At 60.4% G+C, this 16,810-nt stretch carries 12 protein-coding genes; 1 reads left to right on the forward strand and 11 read right to left on the reverse strand.

Annotation, left to right across the window (positions count from 1 at the left end; translation table 11 throughout):
• Positions 1-3 precede the first annotated feature (3 nt).
• From KW839_RS15905 to KW839_RS15915, 3 genes are read right to left on the reverse strand one after another with little or no spacing between them, the layout of a single operon-like run.
• A complete protein-coding gene (locus KW839_RS15905; RefSeq protein WP_371318077.1) occupies positions 4-1,536 on the reverse strand; it encodes a hypothetical protein in 1,533 nt (510 codons plus the stop codon).
• Between the two features lie 5 nt (positions 1,537-1,541).
• Complete coding sequence (locus KW839_RS15910) at positions 1,542-2,507, reverse strand: glycosyltransferase family 2 protein (RefSeq protein ID WP_218424847.1); 966 nt, start codon at positions 2,505-2,507, stop codon at positions 1,542-1,544.
• Positions 2,504-2,878: a GtrA family protein gene (locus KW839_RS15915; protein ID WP_060543182.1), complete on the reverse strand. Its 375-nt coding sequence runs from the start codon at positions 2,876-2,878 to the stop codon at positions 2,504-2,506. The genes KW839_RS15910 and KW839_RS15915 overlap by 4 nt, the downstream gene beginning before the upstream one ends.
• A 250-nt stretch (positions 2,879-3,128) precedes the next feature.
• On the opposite strand from KW839_RS15915, the gene KW839_RS15920 reads away from it, so the two are divergent.
• Entirely contained in the window at positions 3,129-4,253 is a 1,125-nt protein-coding gene (locus KW839_RS15920) for an OpgC family protein (RefSeq protein WP_218424849.1), read from the forward strand.
• Positions 4,254-4,306: 53 nt separating this feature from the next.
• Here the strand turns inward: KW839_RS15920 and KW839_RS15925 are convergent, their stop codons facing one another.
• The 8 genes from KW839_RS15925 to KW839_RS15960 all read right to left on the reverse strand — a co-directional run bounded on the left by KW839_RS15925 (position 4,307) and on the right by KW839_RS15960 (position 16,031).
• Positions 4,307-5,491 carry a type III PLP-dependent enzyme gene (locus tag KW839_RS15925; RefSeq protein ID WP_218424851.1) on the reverse strand — a complete coding sequence of 395 codons (1,185 nt, stop codon included), beginning with the start codon at positions 5,489-5,491 and terminating at the stop codon, positions 4,307-4,309.
• Entirely contained in the window at positions 5,488-7,260 is a 1,773-nt protein-coding gene (locus tag KW839_RS15930) for an IucA/IucC family siderophore biosynthesis protein (RefSeq protein ID WP_218424854.1), read from the reverse strand. The genes KW839_RS15925 and KW839_RS15930 overlap by 4 nt, the downstream gene beginning before the upstream one ends.
• A complete protein-coding gene (locus tag KW839_RS15935) occupies positions 7,257-8,399 on the reverse strand; it encodes an MFS transporter (RefSeq protein ID WP_060543178.1) in 1,143 nt (380 codons plus the stop codon). Before KW839_RS15935 ends, KW839_RS15930 begins: the two co-directional genes overlap by 4 nt.
• Positions 8,384-10,165, reverse strand: a complete 1,782-nt coding sequence (locus KW839_RS15940; RefSeq protein ID WP_218424856.1) for an IucA/IucC family protein — start codon at positions 10,163-10,165, stop codon at positions 8,384-8,386. Before KW839_RS15940 ends, KW839_RS15935 begins: the two co-directional genes overlap by 16 nt.
• Positions 10,162-11,361 (reverse strand): acetyl-CoA carboxylase biotin carboxylase subunit family protein, encoded by a 1,200-nt coding sequence (locus tag KW839_RS15945; protein ID WP_218424858.1) that lies wholly within the window; start codon positions 11,359-11,361, stop codon positions 10,162-10,164. Before KW839_RS15945 ends, KW839_RS15940 begins: the two co-directional genes overlap by 4 nt.
• A gap of 74 nt (positions 11,362-11,435) precedes the next feature.
• Entirely contained in the window at positions 11,436-13,529 is a 2,094-nt protein-coding gene (locus KW839_RS15950; protein ID WP_218424860.1) for a TonB-dependent siderophore receptor, read from the reverse strand.
• 21 nt (positions 13,530-13,550) lie between these two features.
• The gene (locus tag KW839_RS15955) at positions 13,551-14,234 is read right to left on the reverse strand and encodes an HpcH/HpaI aldolase/citrate lyase family protein (protein WP_256352695.1); all 684 of its coding nucleotides are present in this window, start codon (positions 14,232-14,234) and stop codon (positions 13,551-13,553) included.
• 381 nt (positions 14,235-14,615) lie between these two features.
• Complete coding sequence (locus KW839_RS15960; protein WP_218424868.1) at positions 14,616-16,031, reverse strand: amino acid permease; 1,416 nt, start codon at positions 16,029-16,031, stop codon at positions 14,616-14,618.
• Between the last annotated feature and the right edge of the window lie 779 nt (positions 16,032-16,810).

Below are 16,810 nucleotides of genomic sequence, written 5' to 3' on the forward strand. Positions count from 1 at the left end.
ACTTCAGCGCTCGCTGTGCAGAATAAACAGGCGCGCCTCGACTTCCCCCCCGGTAAGCGTGAGCGTCTGTTTCCACCCTTTGGGAAAGACCACGACATTCTCGGGCCGGGGCTTGCCAGTCACCCACCAGACGCGTTTTGCCGCGAGTTTCAAGGTCGAGACATCGTTGAAGAAAATCCAGTCCAGCCGCTGGGGTATCAGACGCCAACCGCCATAGTTGAACGGTCCTGCCGACGCACCGCCTGCGGCTCTGGAGATGTACAGCCGTGGCTGGATACCTGTGGTGTTGTAGTAACTGAACGGCAGGTACCAGAACAACCCGTCGACGATGATCTCATCACCGGCCTGCGCCTGACTTTTTATCCCCTGCGACACCGTATCCAGCCTGGCCAGATTGCGTACGTCGGTTCCATTCAAGCCGTCCTGTTGGGCATAGACCTTCAACACGCCATGCACCTCGCCCGCAACAAACAGGCTCAAGCAGAGCAAAGCAATGACCGGTCGCTTTTCGGCCAGTCCATCCAGCATCACCGCAGCAATCAAGGCCAGACCCACGGCGGCAAAGACCAGATAGCGCGGGACGAAAACCGGAACGATCCAGGAAATCAAAAAAATGGCAGTGACGCAAACAAAGAAATAGCTGATCAGCAGCAGGGTAAAGCGGCGATCGTTGCGCACATCGCGCAACGCCAGCACGCAACAAGCAATCATCACCGCAGTGACGACCAGCGCCCACCACAACCCGCCATCGGTTGCCGGGGTCATCACGGTGAATTGCGAGACAAGCCCCGGCAACATGTCCCACGTTGTCGGCGCGATCCACTCCAGGCCGTCCATGCGCCTGATCTGGTCAAACAGATGAGGCAACCAGGGCACATACAACGCGACAATCGCGACATTGGCCATGAGCCATTTGCGAACGGGTAGTACTGTCGGCTCGCCCGTCCCCAGCCCGGACCAGTACAACCAATGCACCAGCACGCATAACGCCGCAAAGTAGTGGGTATAGAACGCGGCGACCATCAACAGCACGTAGATAATCGCGTACCGCAGCGCTTGCGGCTTGCGGCTCCAGCCCACCAGCGCGACCGTGGCCGCCATCAGCCAGAAGCCGAGCAAGGCATACATGCGGGCTTCCTGGCTGTAGCGAACCGATATCGGCAGAAACACCAGCAAAATCCCGGCGATGCAGGTCGCTCGTCGAGTGGCGTGCAGGCTCATCAGCTTGAGACAAAGCACCAGGGTGCCGACATCCGCCACCGCGCTCAGACCACGCACAGACGCAACGCCGTTGCCCAACAGCAGCGTCCAATAATGAAGAGTCAGGTAATACAGCGGCGGGTGAACGTCCCCCGCCGTAGTCAACCAGATCAGTGCCGGCGCTCGCTCGCTGAGCAGCACGCTGAAGGCTTCGTCATACCAGATCGCCGGTCCTGAAATAGCGTGAAACCTGACGATCAACGCCAGGCCGACCAGCGCAATCAGGACCATTCGATAGGCATACAACTGCCGCTGACTCGCCAGGACAGCGGCCACTGCGTTCAAACGATCCTCTTCAGTGAGTGCCGCTCTGTCGGCTCATCGCCGCTTTTGATGATGTCCTTGATGACATACCGCGGCCGATGCTTGGACTCCATGTAAATACGGCCGATGTATTCGCCCAGGATGCCGATGCCGACGAGCTGTACGCCGCCCAGGAACAGAATGGCGGTCATCAGTGACGGATAACCGGGCACATCGTTGCCGAAGAGGATTTTGTCCAGGACCAGGTAAACCGCATACACCACTGCCATAAGTGAGATGGCGCCACCAATGTAAGACCAAACGCGCAGGGGTACGGTGCTGAACGAGGTGATGCCCTCGAGCGCCAGGTTCCACAATTTCCAGATGTTGAATTTGCTTTTACCGGCTGCACGCGCAGCCCGGTCGTACTCGATGACCCGGGTGTTGAACCCGGCCCAGGAAAGCACGCCCTTCATGAACAACTGCTGCTCTGGCAGACTCTTGATGACATCCACGACTTTTCGGTCCATCAAGCGAAAATCACCGACATTCTCCTCGATACGCGTCGAAGCAATCCGGTTGAGCAGGTGATAGAACATGCCGGCGAAATGCCGTTTGAAATAGCCGTCGGCCGAACGGTCGCGCCGTTTGGCCAGCACCACTTCAGCGCCATTGATCCATTCCTCGATGAGCCGCGAAATGACGCTGATCGGGTCCTGCAGATCCACGTCCATGGGAATGACGGCGTCGCCAGTGGCATGTTCCAGGCCAGCAAACAACGCAGGCTCCTTGCCGAAATTTCGCGAGAAGTTGATCAACAGCACATCGCTGTCGTGCCGGGCAATTTCACTGGCCAGCACCAGTGTGCGATCGGTGCTGCCGTCATTGATGAAGACGATTTCAATCTGAAACCGGCTCAGGGACGGTTCCTGGCGCACGGCCTGGTAGAACAGCTCTATCGACTGTTCTTCATTGAATACCGGAACGATCAACGAGACCTTCATGCGTCACGCTCGCGAAACACCACGTACTTGGAAAACAGGAAGCCGAACACCAGGCTCAACGCCGAAAACAGTGCGACAGTCAGCAAGCCGTGCAGCCGCCACAGGTCACCGAGATGGCCGACAGCAAAGCTCAGTGCCCCCATTGCCACCATGAACAGCAGATACCCGCCAACCGACGCCTTGCTGTCAAAGGTGTACAGCGCATTCATGTAGAAGGAAAACGAGGCGGCCACGCAGAAGGCCAACAGATTACTGACCGCCTGCCGCAGACCCGCCGCCACACTCAGCAGGAAAAAAATCTGCCAGTGAATCAGGGTATTTGCGACCCCGATCACCGTGTAGCTGGACAATCCTTTCCATAACCGTCTCATGCTGACAACCCTATGTTCAATCGTTGTGCCACCTATATTGATTTGAGCTTGTCTACTGTCAGAAATCGCAGGTATGGCCCCCTTTCAGACCAGCGGTATCCAACTTGTGTAAAGCCGGAGACATTCCGAAATACCCCGACTTTGCATTCGCCCGCGAATCAAGCCACCCTTCGCGCCGCCTATGTGCGGCGCGCAACCTTTCGCTACTTCGCTACGCCTTTGTTCAACACTCGTTCAAGAGCCTGCTGTCATGACATTCGAACGCGATCACCGGATCGATTTTTTTCGTGGTCTGGCATTGATCTTCATCTTTTGGGATCACGTGCCCCACAACCCGCTGGGGCAAATCACCCTGCGTAACTTCGGCTTCAGCGACGCCGCCGAAGTCTTCGTGTTTCTGGCCGGTTTTGCCGCGGTACTGGCCTACGGCAAGGTCCTGGCGCGGGAAGGTTTCCTGATTGCCTGCGTGAAAATCCTGCGTCGTGCCTGGGTGCTCTACGTGGTGCATATCTTCCTGCTGGCGATGCTGATGGGCATCGTGTTCTTCGCCAACAGCCACGTGGAAACCCGCGACCTGGTGGAAGAAATGGGCATGCGCCACTTCATCAGCGACCCGCAGCAAGCCCTGATCGATGAGCTGCTGTTGCGCTTCAAGCCAAACCTGATGGACCCCCTGCCGCTGTACATCGTGCTGCTGGCCGGGTTGCCGCTGGTGCTGCCGATACTGGTGCGCAAAGTCTGGCCGGTGGTGGCGGTGTCGTTGGCGCTGTACCTGACGGTTCCGCTGTTTGGCTGGAACCTGGCCGCCATCAAGGATGGCGTGTGGTACTTCAACCCCGTCGCCTGGCAATTGCTGTTCGTGCTCGGCGGCGCCGCCGCAGTGCTCTCGCAGCGCCCACGCGTACCCGAAACCCGGCCACTGCTACGCCAGCCGTTGTTCATCAGTGCAGCGATGTACGTGGTGGCCGCAGCTGTGCTCACCCTCCTGTGGCGCTGGCCGCAGCTGCACGATGCCGTGGTGCCGGACAGCCTGAACAAGCTGCTGTATCCGATCAGCAAGACCGACCTGTCGCCGGTGCGCCTGTTGCACTTCCTGGCGCTGGCCTACGTCACGGCGAAATTGCTTCCCGACACCGGATGGACGCAGAACTGGCTCGCGCAGCAAAGCTGCCGCATGGGGCGTTTTTCCCTGGAGATATTCTGTCTGGGCGTACTGCTGGCGCCCTTGGCCGACATGCTCAACGCATTGACCGACGATGCCGTCGCCATGCAGATCTGCACGGCGCTGGCCGGGGCCGGTTTGATGGCATTGCTGGCGCTGTGGCTGGAATTCAACAAGCGCTTGAACAAACCGGCGCCAGTGCTTGCCACGTAGAGCCGAATTGCCCCCTCGTCAATTCGGCGTTGCACCGCTCGATAGCTGTGGCATCAGTGCTCGATAAAAACCTTCAACGGCGGTTCGTGCATCAGGAAGTTCTGGTGCGAGATGTTCCAGGCATAGGCGCCCGCGAGGGTGAACACCAGCAGGTCTCCTGTCGCCAACTGCGCCACCGGTTGTTGCCGGGCAAGGACGTCCTTGGGCGTACACAGCTGCCCCACCAGCGTGACGGTCTGATCCTTGAGCTGTGCCTCCTGTGTGCCGCGCAGCACCGTGAAGGGATGGTCGTGGCCCTGAGCTGCAGGCGTGCGGAAGTGGTGAGTACCACCGCGGCTGATGGCGAAGAATTCGCCGTGGCTGCTCTTGATGTCCAGCACCTGCATCACGTAGTAGCCGCAGGCTGCGCTGATGAAACGGCCGATTTCGAAACGCACCCGGGTCGTGCCCATGTCGTATTCATCGATCAACCCTTTCAGGCCCTCGCAAAACCGTGGCCAGTCGAACGACTGCGTGGCGTCCTGATAGTTGATGCCCATCCCGCCACCGACATTCAGTATCGGCAGTTGCAGCTCATGGTCGCTGCACAGCTGGCGGAAGGTCAGGAAGTAGCTGCGAATCAGTTCAAGGTGCGCATCGACATCCAACTGATGCGAGAGCAAGTGAAAGTGCAGCCCCTCAAGCTGCAGCGACGGCTCTTGCTGCAGCACTTGCAGGGCACTGGCGAGCCCCTCTTCGTCCAGCCCGAATGGCGTGGGTTTGCCTCCCATGACCAAGCGGCTCTGCGGTGCCTGGGCCAGTTTCAGGTTCAGCCGCAACATCACGGGGGCTCGCACCCCGCGTTCGCTGGCGATGCGGGCCAGGTTGCGCAATTCGCTCACGCTCTCCACATGGAATGCCGATATGCGGTATTGCAAGGCAATGTCCAGTTCGCGATCAAGCTTGCCGGGGCCACCAAAGATCAGCGGCTGATCGGGGCACTGCTCATGCAGCCACGTCAGCTCACCGCCCGAGGCCGCCTCGAAACCGTCTACCCAAGGAGCCAGGGTTTTCAGCACGTGGGCTTCCGGGTTGGCCTTGGCGGCATAGAATAATTCGCAGTTTTTCGGCAGTACCTGGCGCATCGCCTTGACGTGTCGCTCAAGGGCCGGCAGGTCGTAGACGTAGGCGCACAATGGCCCATCGTTTTCAGCCTTGAGTTGCTCGATGCGTTGGGTGACGCACACCGGAAGGCTCATGCGCGTTTCCTCGTTTCAATGATCGCCAGCGGGCTGTGCAGTGAGGTGTATCCGGCCTCGCGGTCGGCGCGCATCATCAGTCGCGTCATGAAGTTTTCCTTGCTTGGGAAAGGTGCGCCGGCGCACAACTCACGCAGTTCCGGTGGATGGCCAAGACGCGCGGACTGCCTGTGCAGCAGATCGCCGATACGCGCCCACAAACGTTGCTCCAGCGCGTCGCTGCCGTTGGCCAGATGGAAGATCGCTTCGCCCAGATTATTCACCAGTGCGCAGTAACCCACCCGTTGCCAGGCCTTTTGCGCACTGTAGTAAACCGATTGCCGGGTACGTTCATCCAGCGCGCTCAGGCGTTCGGCGGGCCAGATTTGCGGGACCAGCTTGGTCCCTTCCAGATCACGAATCCAGACCTGGCTGGGCAAGCCGTCTTCAGCGAAGCCGATGACCGTGTTCTGCAAATGCGGCTCCAGCACCACCCCCTGATTGAACAGGCAGTACAGCACGCCGCCGAGCATCTGGGTGGCATAGGCATCCAGCCAGTTCGATGTGGCTTGCTCGATGCTCAAGCCGGCGTTGTCGGCGTAGCGCTGGACCTGTTGACGGCAGACACTGCGACCTTGTTGATCCCAGGTGAACAGAGCCATTGCCACTTGCGGTCGATAGCGCTCACGGTCGGCGATGGCAAGGTTTTGCCGGTAAACTATACCGAAGCATTCGGTGACTTCGCGGGCCTCTTCCAGCGTACCCAGGGAACTGAGGTCCAGGCTGGTGGCGCTGGGTTCGGGCATCAGCATGAAACCGGGCTGTTGCGTCGCCAACTCGTCCATGATCGGGCCGAGCAGGTGCGTGAGGGCCACGGCGCTATCGAGTTCATACCAGGCGTTCTTGCGCACACAGTTGGTCAGGCGCACGTGCATCGAGAACTTCAGGAAGTACGCCATCTCTGGATGGTAGAGCGTGCGCACCGACGACGTCGGGTACATGGCTTGCCCCAGGGGACCAAGGTATTCGATAAGGCCCTGTTGTTGCGCGCGTTGCACCAGCGGATCGGCAAGCACCCGGGCGACTTCCCAGGGGTGGCACGGATAAGCGTCGTCGCGGCCAGAGAGCTGACGCAAGGTGCTGCGCGGATCCTCGCCCTGATGACGAAGCAGCGTCGGATCGACCTTGAACCAGTGCAACTGGAAGCTGGCGCCGACTTCCGGCGAGCAGGCCAGCAAATCGTCATGGGAGATGCCCTCACGACTTTTCGGGGTCGGATGCAAGGCATGGCCCCACAGCTGATGTTGCTCGGACGCCAGCAGGCTGTCGGCAGACTCGTTGGCCGGGCGGGCGTGACGCAGGAAGGTGCGGGTGATCTGCAGGCTGTTGGCGACCTGCTGCAGCATCTCGTCGACGCGCTCGGCACCGCTCAGCGGCGTACAGATCAGCCGCGCCAGTTCAGCGGCGTTCAACGGCCGCCAGCTCTGGTTGTTACCTTTGAAATAGGGGGCGCTGATGTAGTGGCAACGACCCAGGATGCTGACGCGACCGACGCGTACCACCAAGCGGCCATTGGGCAGTTGAATGCAGATGCAACGGCCGTTGACCTGGCGCAGGCTCATTGGCAGATCCTGCGCCTGATAGTTCAAGATGGCTTCGTTGCGCGGCAATGCGTATTCGCGCAGATAGCAATTGAGCAGGCACTCGATGGCATGGCGCTGGGCTTCGCCATCCAGGGCATGGTCATTCAGGGATACGGCGACGAGCGATGCAGTTTTAGCGAGCGTCATGCTGGAATCTCCCGGGAAGTTTTCAGTAGAGGGTATGCGAGCACCATGGCCGCGATGGCCGCCAGACACGCAACGAGAAAGGGTGACGCGACGCCACAGGCCTGACTGACCAGGGCGGCGGTGACACCGGCAGCTGTGCCGGCCCATTTGCCGCTGGAGTCGAACCAGCCGAACAGGCGGCCGGCGCTGCCTGCGCGGCTGCGCTGGCTCAGGCAACGGTGCAGGCCGACAAAACTGAGCAAAATGCCAGCGCCGCTGAGCAGACGCAGCGCAAACAGCGGTTCGGCCTGCACGCTCCAGAATTGCAGCGCGTTACTGATGGCCAGCAGCGCCAGCCCCGGCAGCAGCAGGTTGCCCTGATGCTTCTGGACCCAGGGCAACGCCAGCAGATAAACCACATGCGGCAGGCTGTAGAGCACGCCAATCAAGGCATCGCTGCCAATGCCCAACTGTTCGCCGAACGGCACGAAATAGGGAAAGGTGACGACCATCGCGAAGCTGAACAGGAACTGCACGGCCAGCAGCCGCGGCAGGTCTGGTGGCAGCTCGCCCAAGGCCTTGGCGACCTTGCTGCCCAAGGCATTTTTGGGGGCGTCGTTGGGCAACGGCAGGATGAGCACGAAAGCCAGCAATGGCAGCCAGGCCAGATAGCGATACAGACTCAATCCCAGGCCTTGCGAGGTCATCAGCCCCAACAGGATCGGGCCGCTGATCATCGCCAGGCGCGCCGAATACTGCGTCCAGTTCAGGGCACGGGACAAATCGCCTTGCTTGAACTGGGTCGACAGGTAGGCGTTGGACGCCGCCATCGCCCCGCCGAAGGTGCCCTGGATGATCAACGCCAGGACGAACACCGGCAGATTCGGGCTGAAGCCGGCCAGCAGAAAGCCGGCGAACAACCCGGCGTGGGCACGCAGCAACGACAGCCGACATCCGTTTCGGTCGGCCCAGCGCCCCCACATCGGCGCCGCCAGTGCGGTGCAGAGTGTCGGCAGGACAAACAGCACACCAATGGCCCAGCCAGGTGTGTCAGGCGCGAGATCGGCGAGGATGCGCGGCAGGTACAACGGAATACCGAGCGCAGTGAAGGCGGACAGGTAATGCCCCAACAGGACGCTGGTGATCAGGCGCCGTTGCATGGCACATCCTCCAGCAGAAAGTTTGCCGCACTGTAGCCATAGAACTTGTTGATATCGCTGGCACCGGAATGCGCCTTGCTGAACAGGCTGCCAGCGCTGAGCAAATATTTGACCGGCAGTTTCGGCTTGTCCAACAGCCATCGGTGCGCGTCATGGCAATCGATGCCTTCGGCTTCGAGTTGATGCAGGCAGTTCATCAATCTCTGGCGCAGCATGCCGTACAGACTGGACCGTGTTGCCAGCCCCGCGGTGGCGATGGCTTCCAGGATCGCCACGATATTGAGCTGCAAGGTGATGGTGCAGAACATTTCGGCCAACGGCTGGGTGCTGTCGACGCGAATGCGTTCATCCTGCAACGCTGCCGGCAGGTCAGCGAGATCCGGGCAGGCCGCCGCGAAGCGCCGAGGCCACAGCCGCGCGGCGTCGTTGTCCTTCATCAGCAGGCGCAAGGGCTGGCCTTGTTCGAACATCAATACGGCGTTCTGCTGGTTGGCTTCCAGTGCAATGCCATAGCGCAGCCACAGACGCAGATGGACCTGCAGCAACAGATCGAGGTATTCGCCCAACCAGTGTTGCCAGGAACCTGCGTAGAAGCGCTCGACCAGTTGTTCGAGGAACAGGCTTGCATCGGTAAGCGGGCTGGCCAATGCCGCGACAGGTACCAGGGTGACCTTGTCCAGGCCCACCGGGTAACGGCGCACGATATAGGCCAGGTGCCGGCTCTCGGCGGAATGCCCTCCGTGCTTTTCGTCAACGTGCAAGAAACGTGAGGCCAGTGCCGGATCGCGCTCGGTCAAGGCCAGCAGTGTGGTCTGGAACCAGTGACCGTCGTACAGCGTGCTCGGTTTGATCAGGCGCAAATTGCGCGCGCCGAGCGTGCTGACCAACAACGGCAGCTTGATATGCCACTGCGGTTGATCGATACAGACCACCGTGCGCACCGACAGCGTGGGCTCGACCGGCATGGCCGAACGTGGCGCCTTGAGGGTTCCTTCAGGCAGGCCGTATTGCTCAAGTTCGCTCCAGGTCAGCGGGTGTACCGGCAATAACGAATGGGTGTTGTGCAAGGTCGGTGACAGGCCGACTTCCTCGAAGTCCGGCCAGTGAGGCGGTTGCGGGCTGGTCAGGGTCAGGGCGTGGTTGGGAATCGCCAGCCAGTTGAGCTCGAAGCGCGGTGCAAACTCCGGCGCGTAGCCTTTGAGCGCGTCGGCATCGAAGCCACTTTTGGCCCGCGCCGTTGGATAGAACGGGTGATCGAGGTAGCTCGCCAGTTGATCGATTTTCAGTAACCGCTGCGACCAGTCCGGCAGGCCAGTCACGTCGTTCAGCGCCGGCGCATATTGGCGATACGCCTGATTGCACAGCGCCCGGTGTTCGGTCGCGCAATCGGCTTCCTTCAAGTACGCGGCAAACAGCGCCAGGCTTTCTTCGTCCAGTCCGTGGCTCAGGTGGCTCAACCACAGCCGGTAGCCGTGTTGAACCTCGCCGGGGTTGTGCGCCGACACCTTGATCCAGGCGTCGCCCGTACCCACCCAGTCCTGCAATGGATAGGCCTTGACCACAGGCAGCCAGAGTTCATCGGCGCCCAGGTGGGTGATGCACAGCCAGCTTGCGTCGCACTGTTGTGGCAAGAGCTGGCCAAGGGCTGCTGGCAACGTGCCGATCCGCCCTGCGCTGACGATCTCACGGATGTCCTCGCGCAGGCAGCAATCGATAATACGTTGGGTCATGAACGCCTGATCCGCGTCCTCCGGTCGCAGGCTCATGCGACCACCCACTTCAGGTCGCCGAGCATCGAGTTCAATTGCGCGTCCAGGCTCGTTTCATCCGGTGCGATCAGTCGCAGGACACCGACATAATCCTTGTTGGAATGGCTGATGGTCACGGTGTCGCCGGTAGTGTGCAGCGCCCGGTAATCGCACCAATGGCCTTCCCGCTCAACGTTGAAGCTGGCACTGGCCTGATCCAGGCGCCCCGAACGATCGGCAACCAAGTAATGAACGGTGGCTGCGGCTTGCGCCGGCTGCGCCTCGATCAGGCGGTCACCCAGATGCAGAGCGACGATGCGGTCGAACCAGCCCTGTGGCAGCAGCCGATCAAGCAGGAACTCGCGGCCATCGCCGATGCTGCGATAATTGATCTCGACCAGCACCGGACCTTGCGCGGTCAGAATGAACTCGCTGTGACAGACCCCGAAATTGACTCCGAACGCTGCGACTTGAGCCAGCGCGGCGGCACGCTGGGAACTGCACAGCGGACCATTCCAGCGCGCCGCCAGCTCGACGAAATGCGGTGGTGCAGAAAGGCTGACGTCGAAGCCACCGATAGCTTGCAGATTGCGCCCGTCGCCCAGGGTTTCGAGGGTGAACAACGGGCCTTCCATGTACGCTTCCAGCAGCAATGCCCGATCCGGTTGCTGCTGCCAGAAGCTCTCACAGTAAGCGCTCAATTCAGCGGCGTTGTGACACAGTCTGACGTCGAGGCTAGCAACGCCTTCACGGGGCTTGGCGACCACCGGCCACGGTGCATCGCTCGGCACTGCGGCGTTCGATGTGAGCACCTGGAACCATGGCCCGGGCAGACCCAGGCGCTGCATGCGTTCGCGCATGGCCGCCTTGTTCTTCGCCGCGTAGCACAGCCGCCAGTCCTTGCCGGGGCATTCGAAGGCCTCGGCAACCATGGCTGTCGCGGTCTGCAGGTGATCGCTGTTGGAGAACACGGCGCCAGGACGCAATCCCTGACCATTGAGCATCTCGATCACCGCCAGGGGATTGAACACATCGCACTCGATCACCTGCAGCTGTTGCGGCGAAATAGCCGAAGTGGCGAGCAGGCGTCTGTGCTCCTGAGCGTGGTCGGTAATGACCACGATCGGCAATCCGCGTTTGTGCGCGGCAGGCACGAAGCCCTCCAGAATTGCAGGGTGGGCGACATGAGCAAGGATGACGAATGGTCGTTGCATGGCAGGTTCCTGGAGGCAGCAGTTGCCCGTCCCGCGGGATCGGGCAACTGGTTTACGGGGCGCGGCTGCGCGGTTTAGAAGCGGTAGTTGACGCCGAGAGTCAGCGAGCGCTGCGGCGCGGGTTGACGACCCCAGGGACTGGTGTCGATACCGCGATAGTAGTACTCGCGGTTGAACAGGTTGCTGATGCCTGCCGACGCGGTCAGCAGGCTCTTGTCGGCCAGCTTGAACTCACGCTCGATAGCAGTGTTCCAGAGCCAGTAGGCCGGCAGCTTGCCGACGCTGGCTGTGGCGTCTTCATCGCCTGAGTTGGCGGCATCGGTGTAGGCACTGCTGACGTACAGGCCGTCGAGGCTGTAGGTCCAGTGCTCGGCGAAACGGTAGCGACCGTCAACCGTGAACTGATTGCGCGAAGCGAACGGTACTTCGTTGTCCTTGAACTGGCCGTTGCGTTGCTTGGCATCGAGGTAGGCATAGCTGGCATGCAGGTCCAGGTCACGCATGGCATCCGGCGTCCAGAAAACTTCGGTCTCGATACCCTGGTGACGGGTGCTGCCCAGGTTCTGGAAACGGTCGGTCGTGGAGTTGTAGGCGATCTGGTCGTCGAAATCGATGCGGTACACACCGAAGTCGGCGCGAAAGCCGTCCCACGGGGTATAGCGCACGCCGGTCTCGTAGTTCCACGCCAGCTCGGCACCGACATCGCCTTCCTTGACGATCTGCGTGACTTGCGGCGGACGCAGGGACTTCTGGGCATTGGCGTAGACAAACCAGGCGTCGCTCGCTTGATAACCGACCGTCAGGCCTGGCAGCCATTCCTCGGATTTGTTCTCGCGGGAGAAACCGGTGATGCCGTCGCTGTAGTCCATGCGCGCGTTTTCGTAGCGCACACCCGGGGTGATGGTCAGGCGACGATCAAGCAGGCCGATGGCGTTGCTGAGGTAGAACGCACGGGCGTCATCGTCGAACGTCCAGTCGCGGAACGGCGCCGTCACGCCGGTAGCGAGGCTCTGGCGATTGACCTTGTAGTCGATGTCTTCCTTCACATAACGAGCGCCCAGCAACCAGGTCTGGCCGACCGTGTCGCCGTCGATGGTGCCACTGATGCGCGGCTCCGTACCCCAGACTTTAAAGTCGCGTGGGCCGTCCTGCTTGGTCACCGCCGTGCCGTCCGGGGTGAACGGCAGGCCGACCACGAAGTTACGGTAGCTGTCGTGGGCGAAGTTGGTCCAGCTGACTTCCACCGAGTCAAACGGCCCCATGCCGCCCAGGCGCTGGGTATACGTACCCCAGACGCGATTGGTGTCGCCTTCGAATCTGTCCAGGGGACGCGTCGATTGCCGTGGATCATCCTTGTAATCCTCCACGCTGAGCGCGCCGGCCAGTTCCATGTCGGCCTTGTAGCGCTGGATACCGAAACTCAGGTCGCGATCGTCGTCGATGTTCCACTGGCCACGCAGACGGTAGTTCTGCACATCCGTGTCGGAGTGCTCGCGACCGTACTCGCCTCCCAGGGTGTTGACGTCCAGCTGCAGGCCGAAGTTGTCGGTCAGGTAGCCACCAGTGCCCAGGTAGGTGTCCCACAACTGGCGCCCGCCGGCGTTGAAGGTCAGCTTCTCCTGCAGCGTGGTTTCCCACTCTCGCGGAATCGGCTTGCTGATGAAGTTGATCACCCCGCCGACGTTGTTCGGACCGTATTGCACCGCTGCGCCCCCACGCACGACGTCAATACGATCGACCATGGCCATGGTCACTGGAAACAGCGACAGCCCCGTCTGGCCGTAGGGCGCCAGTGCCAGGGGAATGCCATCGGACAACGCCTGGATCCGGCCGCTGCGACTCTCGTACAGCCCGCGTACCGAAATCTGAGGCAAGGCGCCGGTGCCGGTTTCGTCAAAGATCTTGATGCCCGGTACCCGTTGCAGCGCGTCGTCCACGCCGCGCACGCTCGCCTTGCTCAGTTCGCTGGAGTCGACCACGCTGCGGCTGCCGGCGTAGGTACGCACCTCCTGATCGCTGGCCGAGCCAAGAACGTCACCGGAAATAACCGTAGGTGCCAGATCCAGGCTACCGGCAGGCTCGGTGGATTGATCGGCAGCCATGGCACCATGGCAAATACCCAGGCTGATCAGGCTGAGTGATAAGTGAAGCGATTTTGTTTTTTTCATCAGAACTTCGTTGGCTCATCTTTACTGTTGGAAAGAATGCAGGTGGGCTTTCAATGCCTTGTGCAGCACCCCCCGGTCTTCACCTGCGAGAAAGCTTTTGATACCGCGAGCACGCCACAGCGCGTTCTGTTCAGCCGTGCGCGGATTTGCGCAAAATGGAATGGCGGCGCCCTGGCAGGCATCGGCCATGTCTTGCAGCATTTGCCAGACCTGAGGATGGAGCGGGTCTGGTCCCAGACCCAGATCGAGCGACAGATCCAGTGCGCCTTCCATGATCATGCCCACCCCTGGCAGTTGCAGGATCTCGCGCAGCGCGTCGACGCCGGCGCGACTTTCGACCATGGGAATGATGGGCGTCTGGCGATTGGCCAATTCGATGTATTCGGGTAACGGCAGGCGACCGAATCCGGTAATGCGTCCGCCGGTTATGCCGCGTTTACCCAGGGGTGGAAAACGCGCCGCTTCGATGGCGCGCTGAACTTGCGCAGCACTTTCGGTGCGTGACAGCACAATCGCCTCGATACCGGCGTCCAGAGCCCGCCCGATCAGTTTCTCGTCCACTTGCGGGATGCGCAGCCAGGGCGAAATACCCGCGGCTTCACAAGCGCGGACACAGTGCATGAGGTCTTCTTCGGAGCGCAGCAAGTGCTCCACATCAAGAATCACGAAGTCGTAGCCCGCGAACGCAATCATTTCGCAGAGCATTGGAGAAGGGACGGAGTTGAGCAGGCCGAAGACGGTTTTCCCTTCTTGCAGCCGGGAAAAGACTGGAGAAATTCGCAACACTGACACAAGTCCTTTAGGTCGAATTGTTGCCAATAGTAATCATTTACATTAGTAAGTAAATCAGTTTTACAATTAAAATCAATTTCATGCGATGTCGAATCGCCACATCTGCGGGGCGAAAATCGACGCAAGTCCATGCCCGCCTGGGCATCGCCAATCATGGGCCGGGATATATTTTTTTATGCAGGGAAAAGGTGCATGAGCTCCCGAGCGGAAGCTGTGGAGTGTGGTGGTCTGGTTATGAACTCCATGCCGTTCTGCGCCACGAAGCGTGGCGCAGAACGTCCATGAAACGACCTATTACGAACTTACAGCAGCCTGTGCATCGTTGCGCGGCTGCAACTTGAACACGTAGAACAGCACGGTCAGCAGCACCAGGAATGCCGGGCCGACATACAGCGCCACGCGGGTATCCGGGAAGTAGGCCATCAGGCCGACTACCATCACCAGGAAAGCCAGAGCCAGGTAGGAACTGACCGGATACAGCCACATCTTGTACTTCAGGCCGGCACGCTCGCTGGCGCTCAAGCCTTTGCGGAACTTGAGCTGGGACAGCAGGATCATCACCCAGGTCCAGATCGCGCCGAACGTGGCAATGGCGGTGACCCAGACGAAGACTCTTTCCGGCGCCAGGTAATTGAGCAGCACGCCCAGCAGCAACACACCCATCGACAGCAACAAGGCGCGACGCGGCACACCGTTGCTCGAAGTCTTGGCGAAACCGGCCGGGGCCTGGCCGTTCTGCGCCAGGCTGTAGAGCATGCGCCCGGTGCTGAAAATGCCGCCGTTGCAGGAGGACAGCGCAGCAGTAATCACCACGAAGTTGATGATACCGGCAGCGGTCTTGATGCCCAGACGCTCGAAGGTCATCACGAACGGGCTGCCTTGGGTGCCGATTTCATTCCACGGGTAGATCGACAGGATCACGAACAGCGCGCCGACGTAGAACAGCAGAATTCGCCAGAACACCGAGCCGATCGCGTCGGGAATGGTCTTCTGCGGGTTCTTCGCTTCACCGGCGGTCAGGCCGATCATTTCCACGCCCAGGTAGGCGAACATGACCATCTGCAGCGACATCAACACGCCTTGCACGCCGTTGGGCATGAAGCCGCCATGGGCCCACAGGTTGGAAATGCCCAGTGCCACGCCGTCGTTGCCGAAACCGAAAGCGATAATGCCGATGCCGCCAAGCACCATCGCCACGATGGTGACGATCTTGATCAGGGCGAACCAGAACTCGAACTCACCGAAAGCCTTCACCGCGATGAGGTTGATCGAGCCCATGCTGACCAGCGCCGCGAGCGCCCAGATCCAGCGCGGTACATCGGGGAACCAGATGCCCATGTACACCGCCACGGCGGTAATTTCCGCGACACAGGTCACCACCCACAGGAACCAGTAGTTCCAGCCAGTGAGGAAGCCCGCGAGCGGGCCAAGGTAGTCCTGGGCGTAACGGCTGAACGATCCGGCGACCGGGTTGTGCACGGCCATCTCACCGAGGGCACGCATGATCACCAGGATCGCCAGACCACCGATGATGTAGGACAGCATGATGGCGGGACCCGCCATTTCAATGGCTTTGGCCGAACCGAGAAACAGGCCGACGCCGATACAGGCGCCAAGGGCCATCAGGCGAATATGCCGTTCACCGAGTTCGCGTTTGAGCGGACCGCCCTGAGCGGTACCGTCATGGGGCAGGTGATTGCCGACTGCCATAGGGTTCTACCTCATTTTGTTATTGATTTGACCACCGAGTGAAGAAGCGCTGAACGATAGCCATTGCTTCTGCGACACCGGTCCTGCGTTGTGGGCGGGACCGTCGAGCAGGTAAAACCTGCCCGATCAGGGGACGTGCAGTATAAAAAGCTTAAAGCAGGGTTTTTCACTCTATAAACAACAACATTTAGCCATAAGTCCCGGGAAATGATGGTATTACGGAGGCAATTTACCTGACTAATGTAGGATTATTCGCGATTGAAACGGCGCGGAGTATTGCACAGCATTGGTGCATCGTCATGTGCCTGAGAAAGACCATGCTTACCCTTGGAAAGCTCTAGCTCAATGCTTTCAGGCTTACACCTGCCTCCCACTCTGGCGACAGGCTTGTGTGACCAGAGGACTTTTGTGACGAGGGGGCTTGCCTGTGGCGAGGGGGCTTGCCCCCGTTGGGCTGCGCAGCAGCCCTGAAAGCGGCGGATGCGGTTTATCTGACATTACAGGGTGATTATTGAGGGCTGCTGCGCACCCCAGCGGGGCAAGCCCCCTCGCCACAAATGCCTGTCGCCACACCGGCGTCATGTGCCTGCAAAACACCGCCCGGCCCCTTGGAAAGCTCTATTTCAATACTTTCCGGCTCACACCTGCCTCCCACTCTGGCGACGGAATTGTGTGACCAGAGGGCTTTTGTGGCGAGGGGGCTTGCCTGTGGCGAGGGGGCTTGCCCCCGTTGGGCTGCGTAGCAGCCCTGAAAGCGGCGGATGCGGTTTATCTGACAT

Source organism: Pseudomonas sp. PDM31 (assembly GCF_019218965.1).
Lineage (GTDB): Bacteria > Pseudomonadota > Gammaproteobacteria > Pseudomonadales > Pseudomonadaceae > Aquipseudomonas.

Excerpts from the sequence above, each read along its gene's own strand:
- KW839_RS15955 (WP_256352695.1), bottom strand. The coding sequence starts at position 14,234 with ATGCTCTGCGAAATGATTGCGTTCGCGGGCTACGACTTCGTGATTCTT.
- KW839_RS15940 (WP_218424856.1), bottom strand. The coding sequence starts at position 10,165 with ATGAGCCTGCGACCGGAGGACGCGGATCAGGCGTTCATGACCCAACGT.
- KW839_RS15960 (WP_218424868.1), bottom strand. The coding sequence starts at position 16,031 with ATGGCAGTCGGCAATCACCTGCCCCATGACGGTACCGCTCAGGGCGGT.
- KW839_RS15945 (WP_218424858.1), bottom strand. The coding sequence starts at position 11,361 with ATGCAACGACCATTCGTCATCCTTGCTCATGTCGCCCACCCTGCAATT.
- KW839_RS15935 (WP_060543178.1), bottom strand. The coding sequence starts at position 8,399 with ATGCAACGGCGCCTGATCACCAGCGTCCTGTTGGGGCATTACCTGTCC.
- KW839_RS15915 (WP_060543182.1), bottom strand. The coding sequence starts at position 2,878 with ATGAGACGGTTATGGAAAGGATTGTCCAGCTACACGGTGATCGGGGTC.
- KW839_RS15925 (WP_218424851.1), bottom strand. The coding sequence starts at position 5,491 with ATGAGCCTTCCGGTGTGCGTCACCCAACGCATCGAGCAACTCAAGGCT.
- KW839_RS15910 (WP_218424847.1), bottom strand. The coding sequence starts at position 2,507 with ATGAAGGTCTCGTTGATCGTTCCGGTATTCAATGAAGAACAGTCGATA.
- KW839_RS15950 (WP_218424860.1), bottom strand. The coding sequence starts at position 13,529 with ATGAAAAAAACAAAATCGCTTCACTTATCACTCAGCCTGATCAGCCTG.
- KW839_RS15930 (WP_218424854.1), bottom strand. The coding sequence starts at position 7,260 with ATGACGCTCGCTAAAACTGCATCGCTCGTCGCCGTATCCCTGAATGAC.
- KW839_RS15920 (WP_218424849.1), top strand. The coding sequence starts at position 3,129 with ATGACATTCGAACGCGATCACCGGATCGATTTTTTTCGTGGTCTGGCA.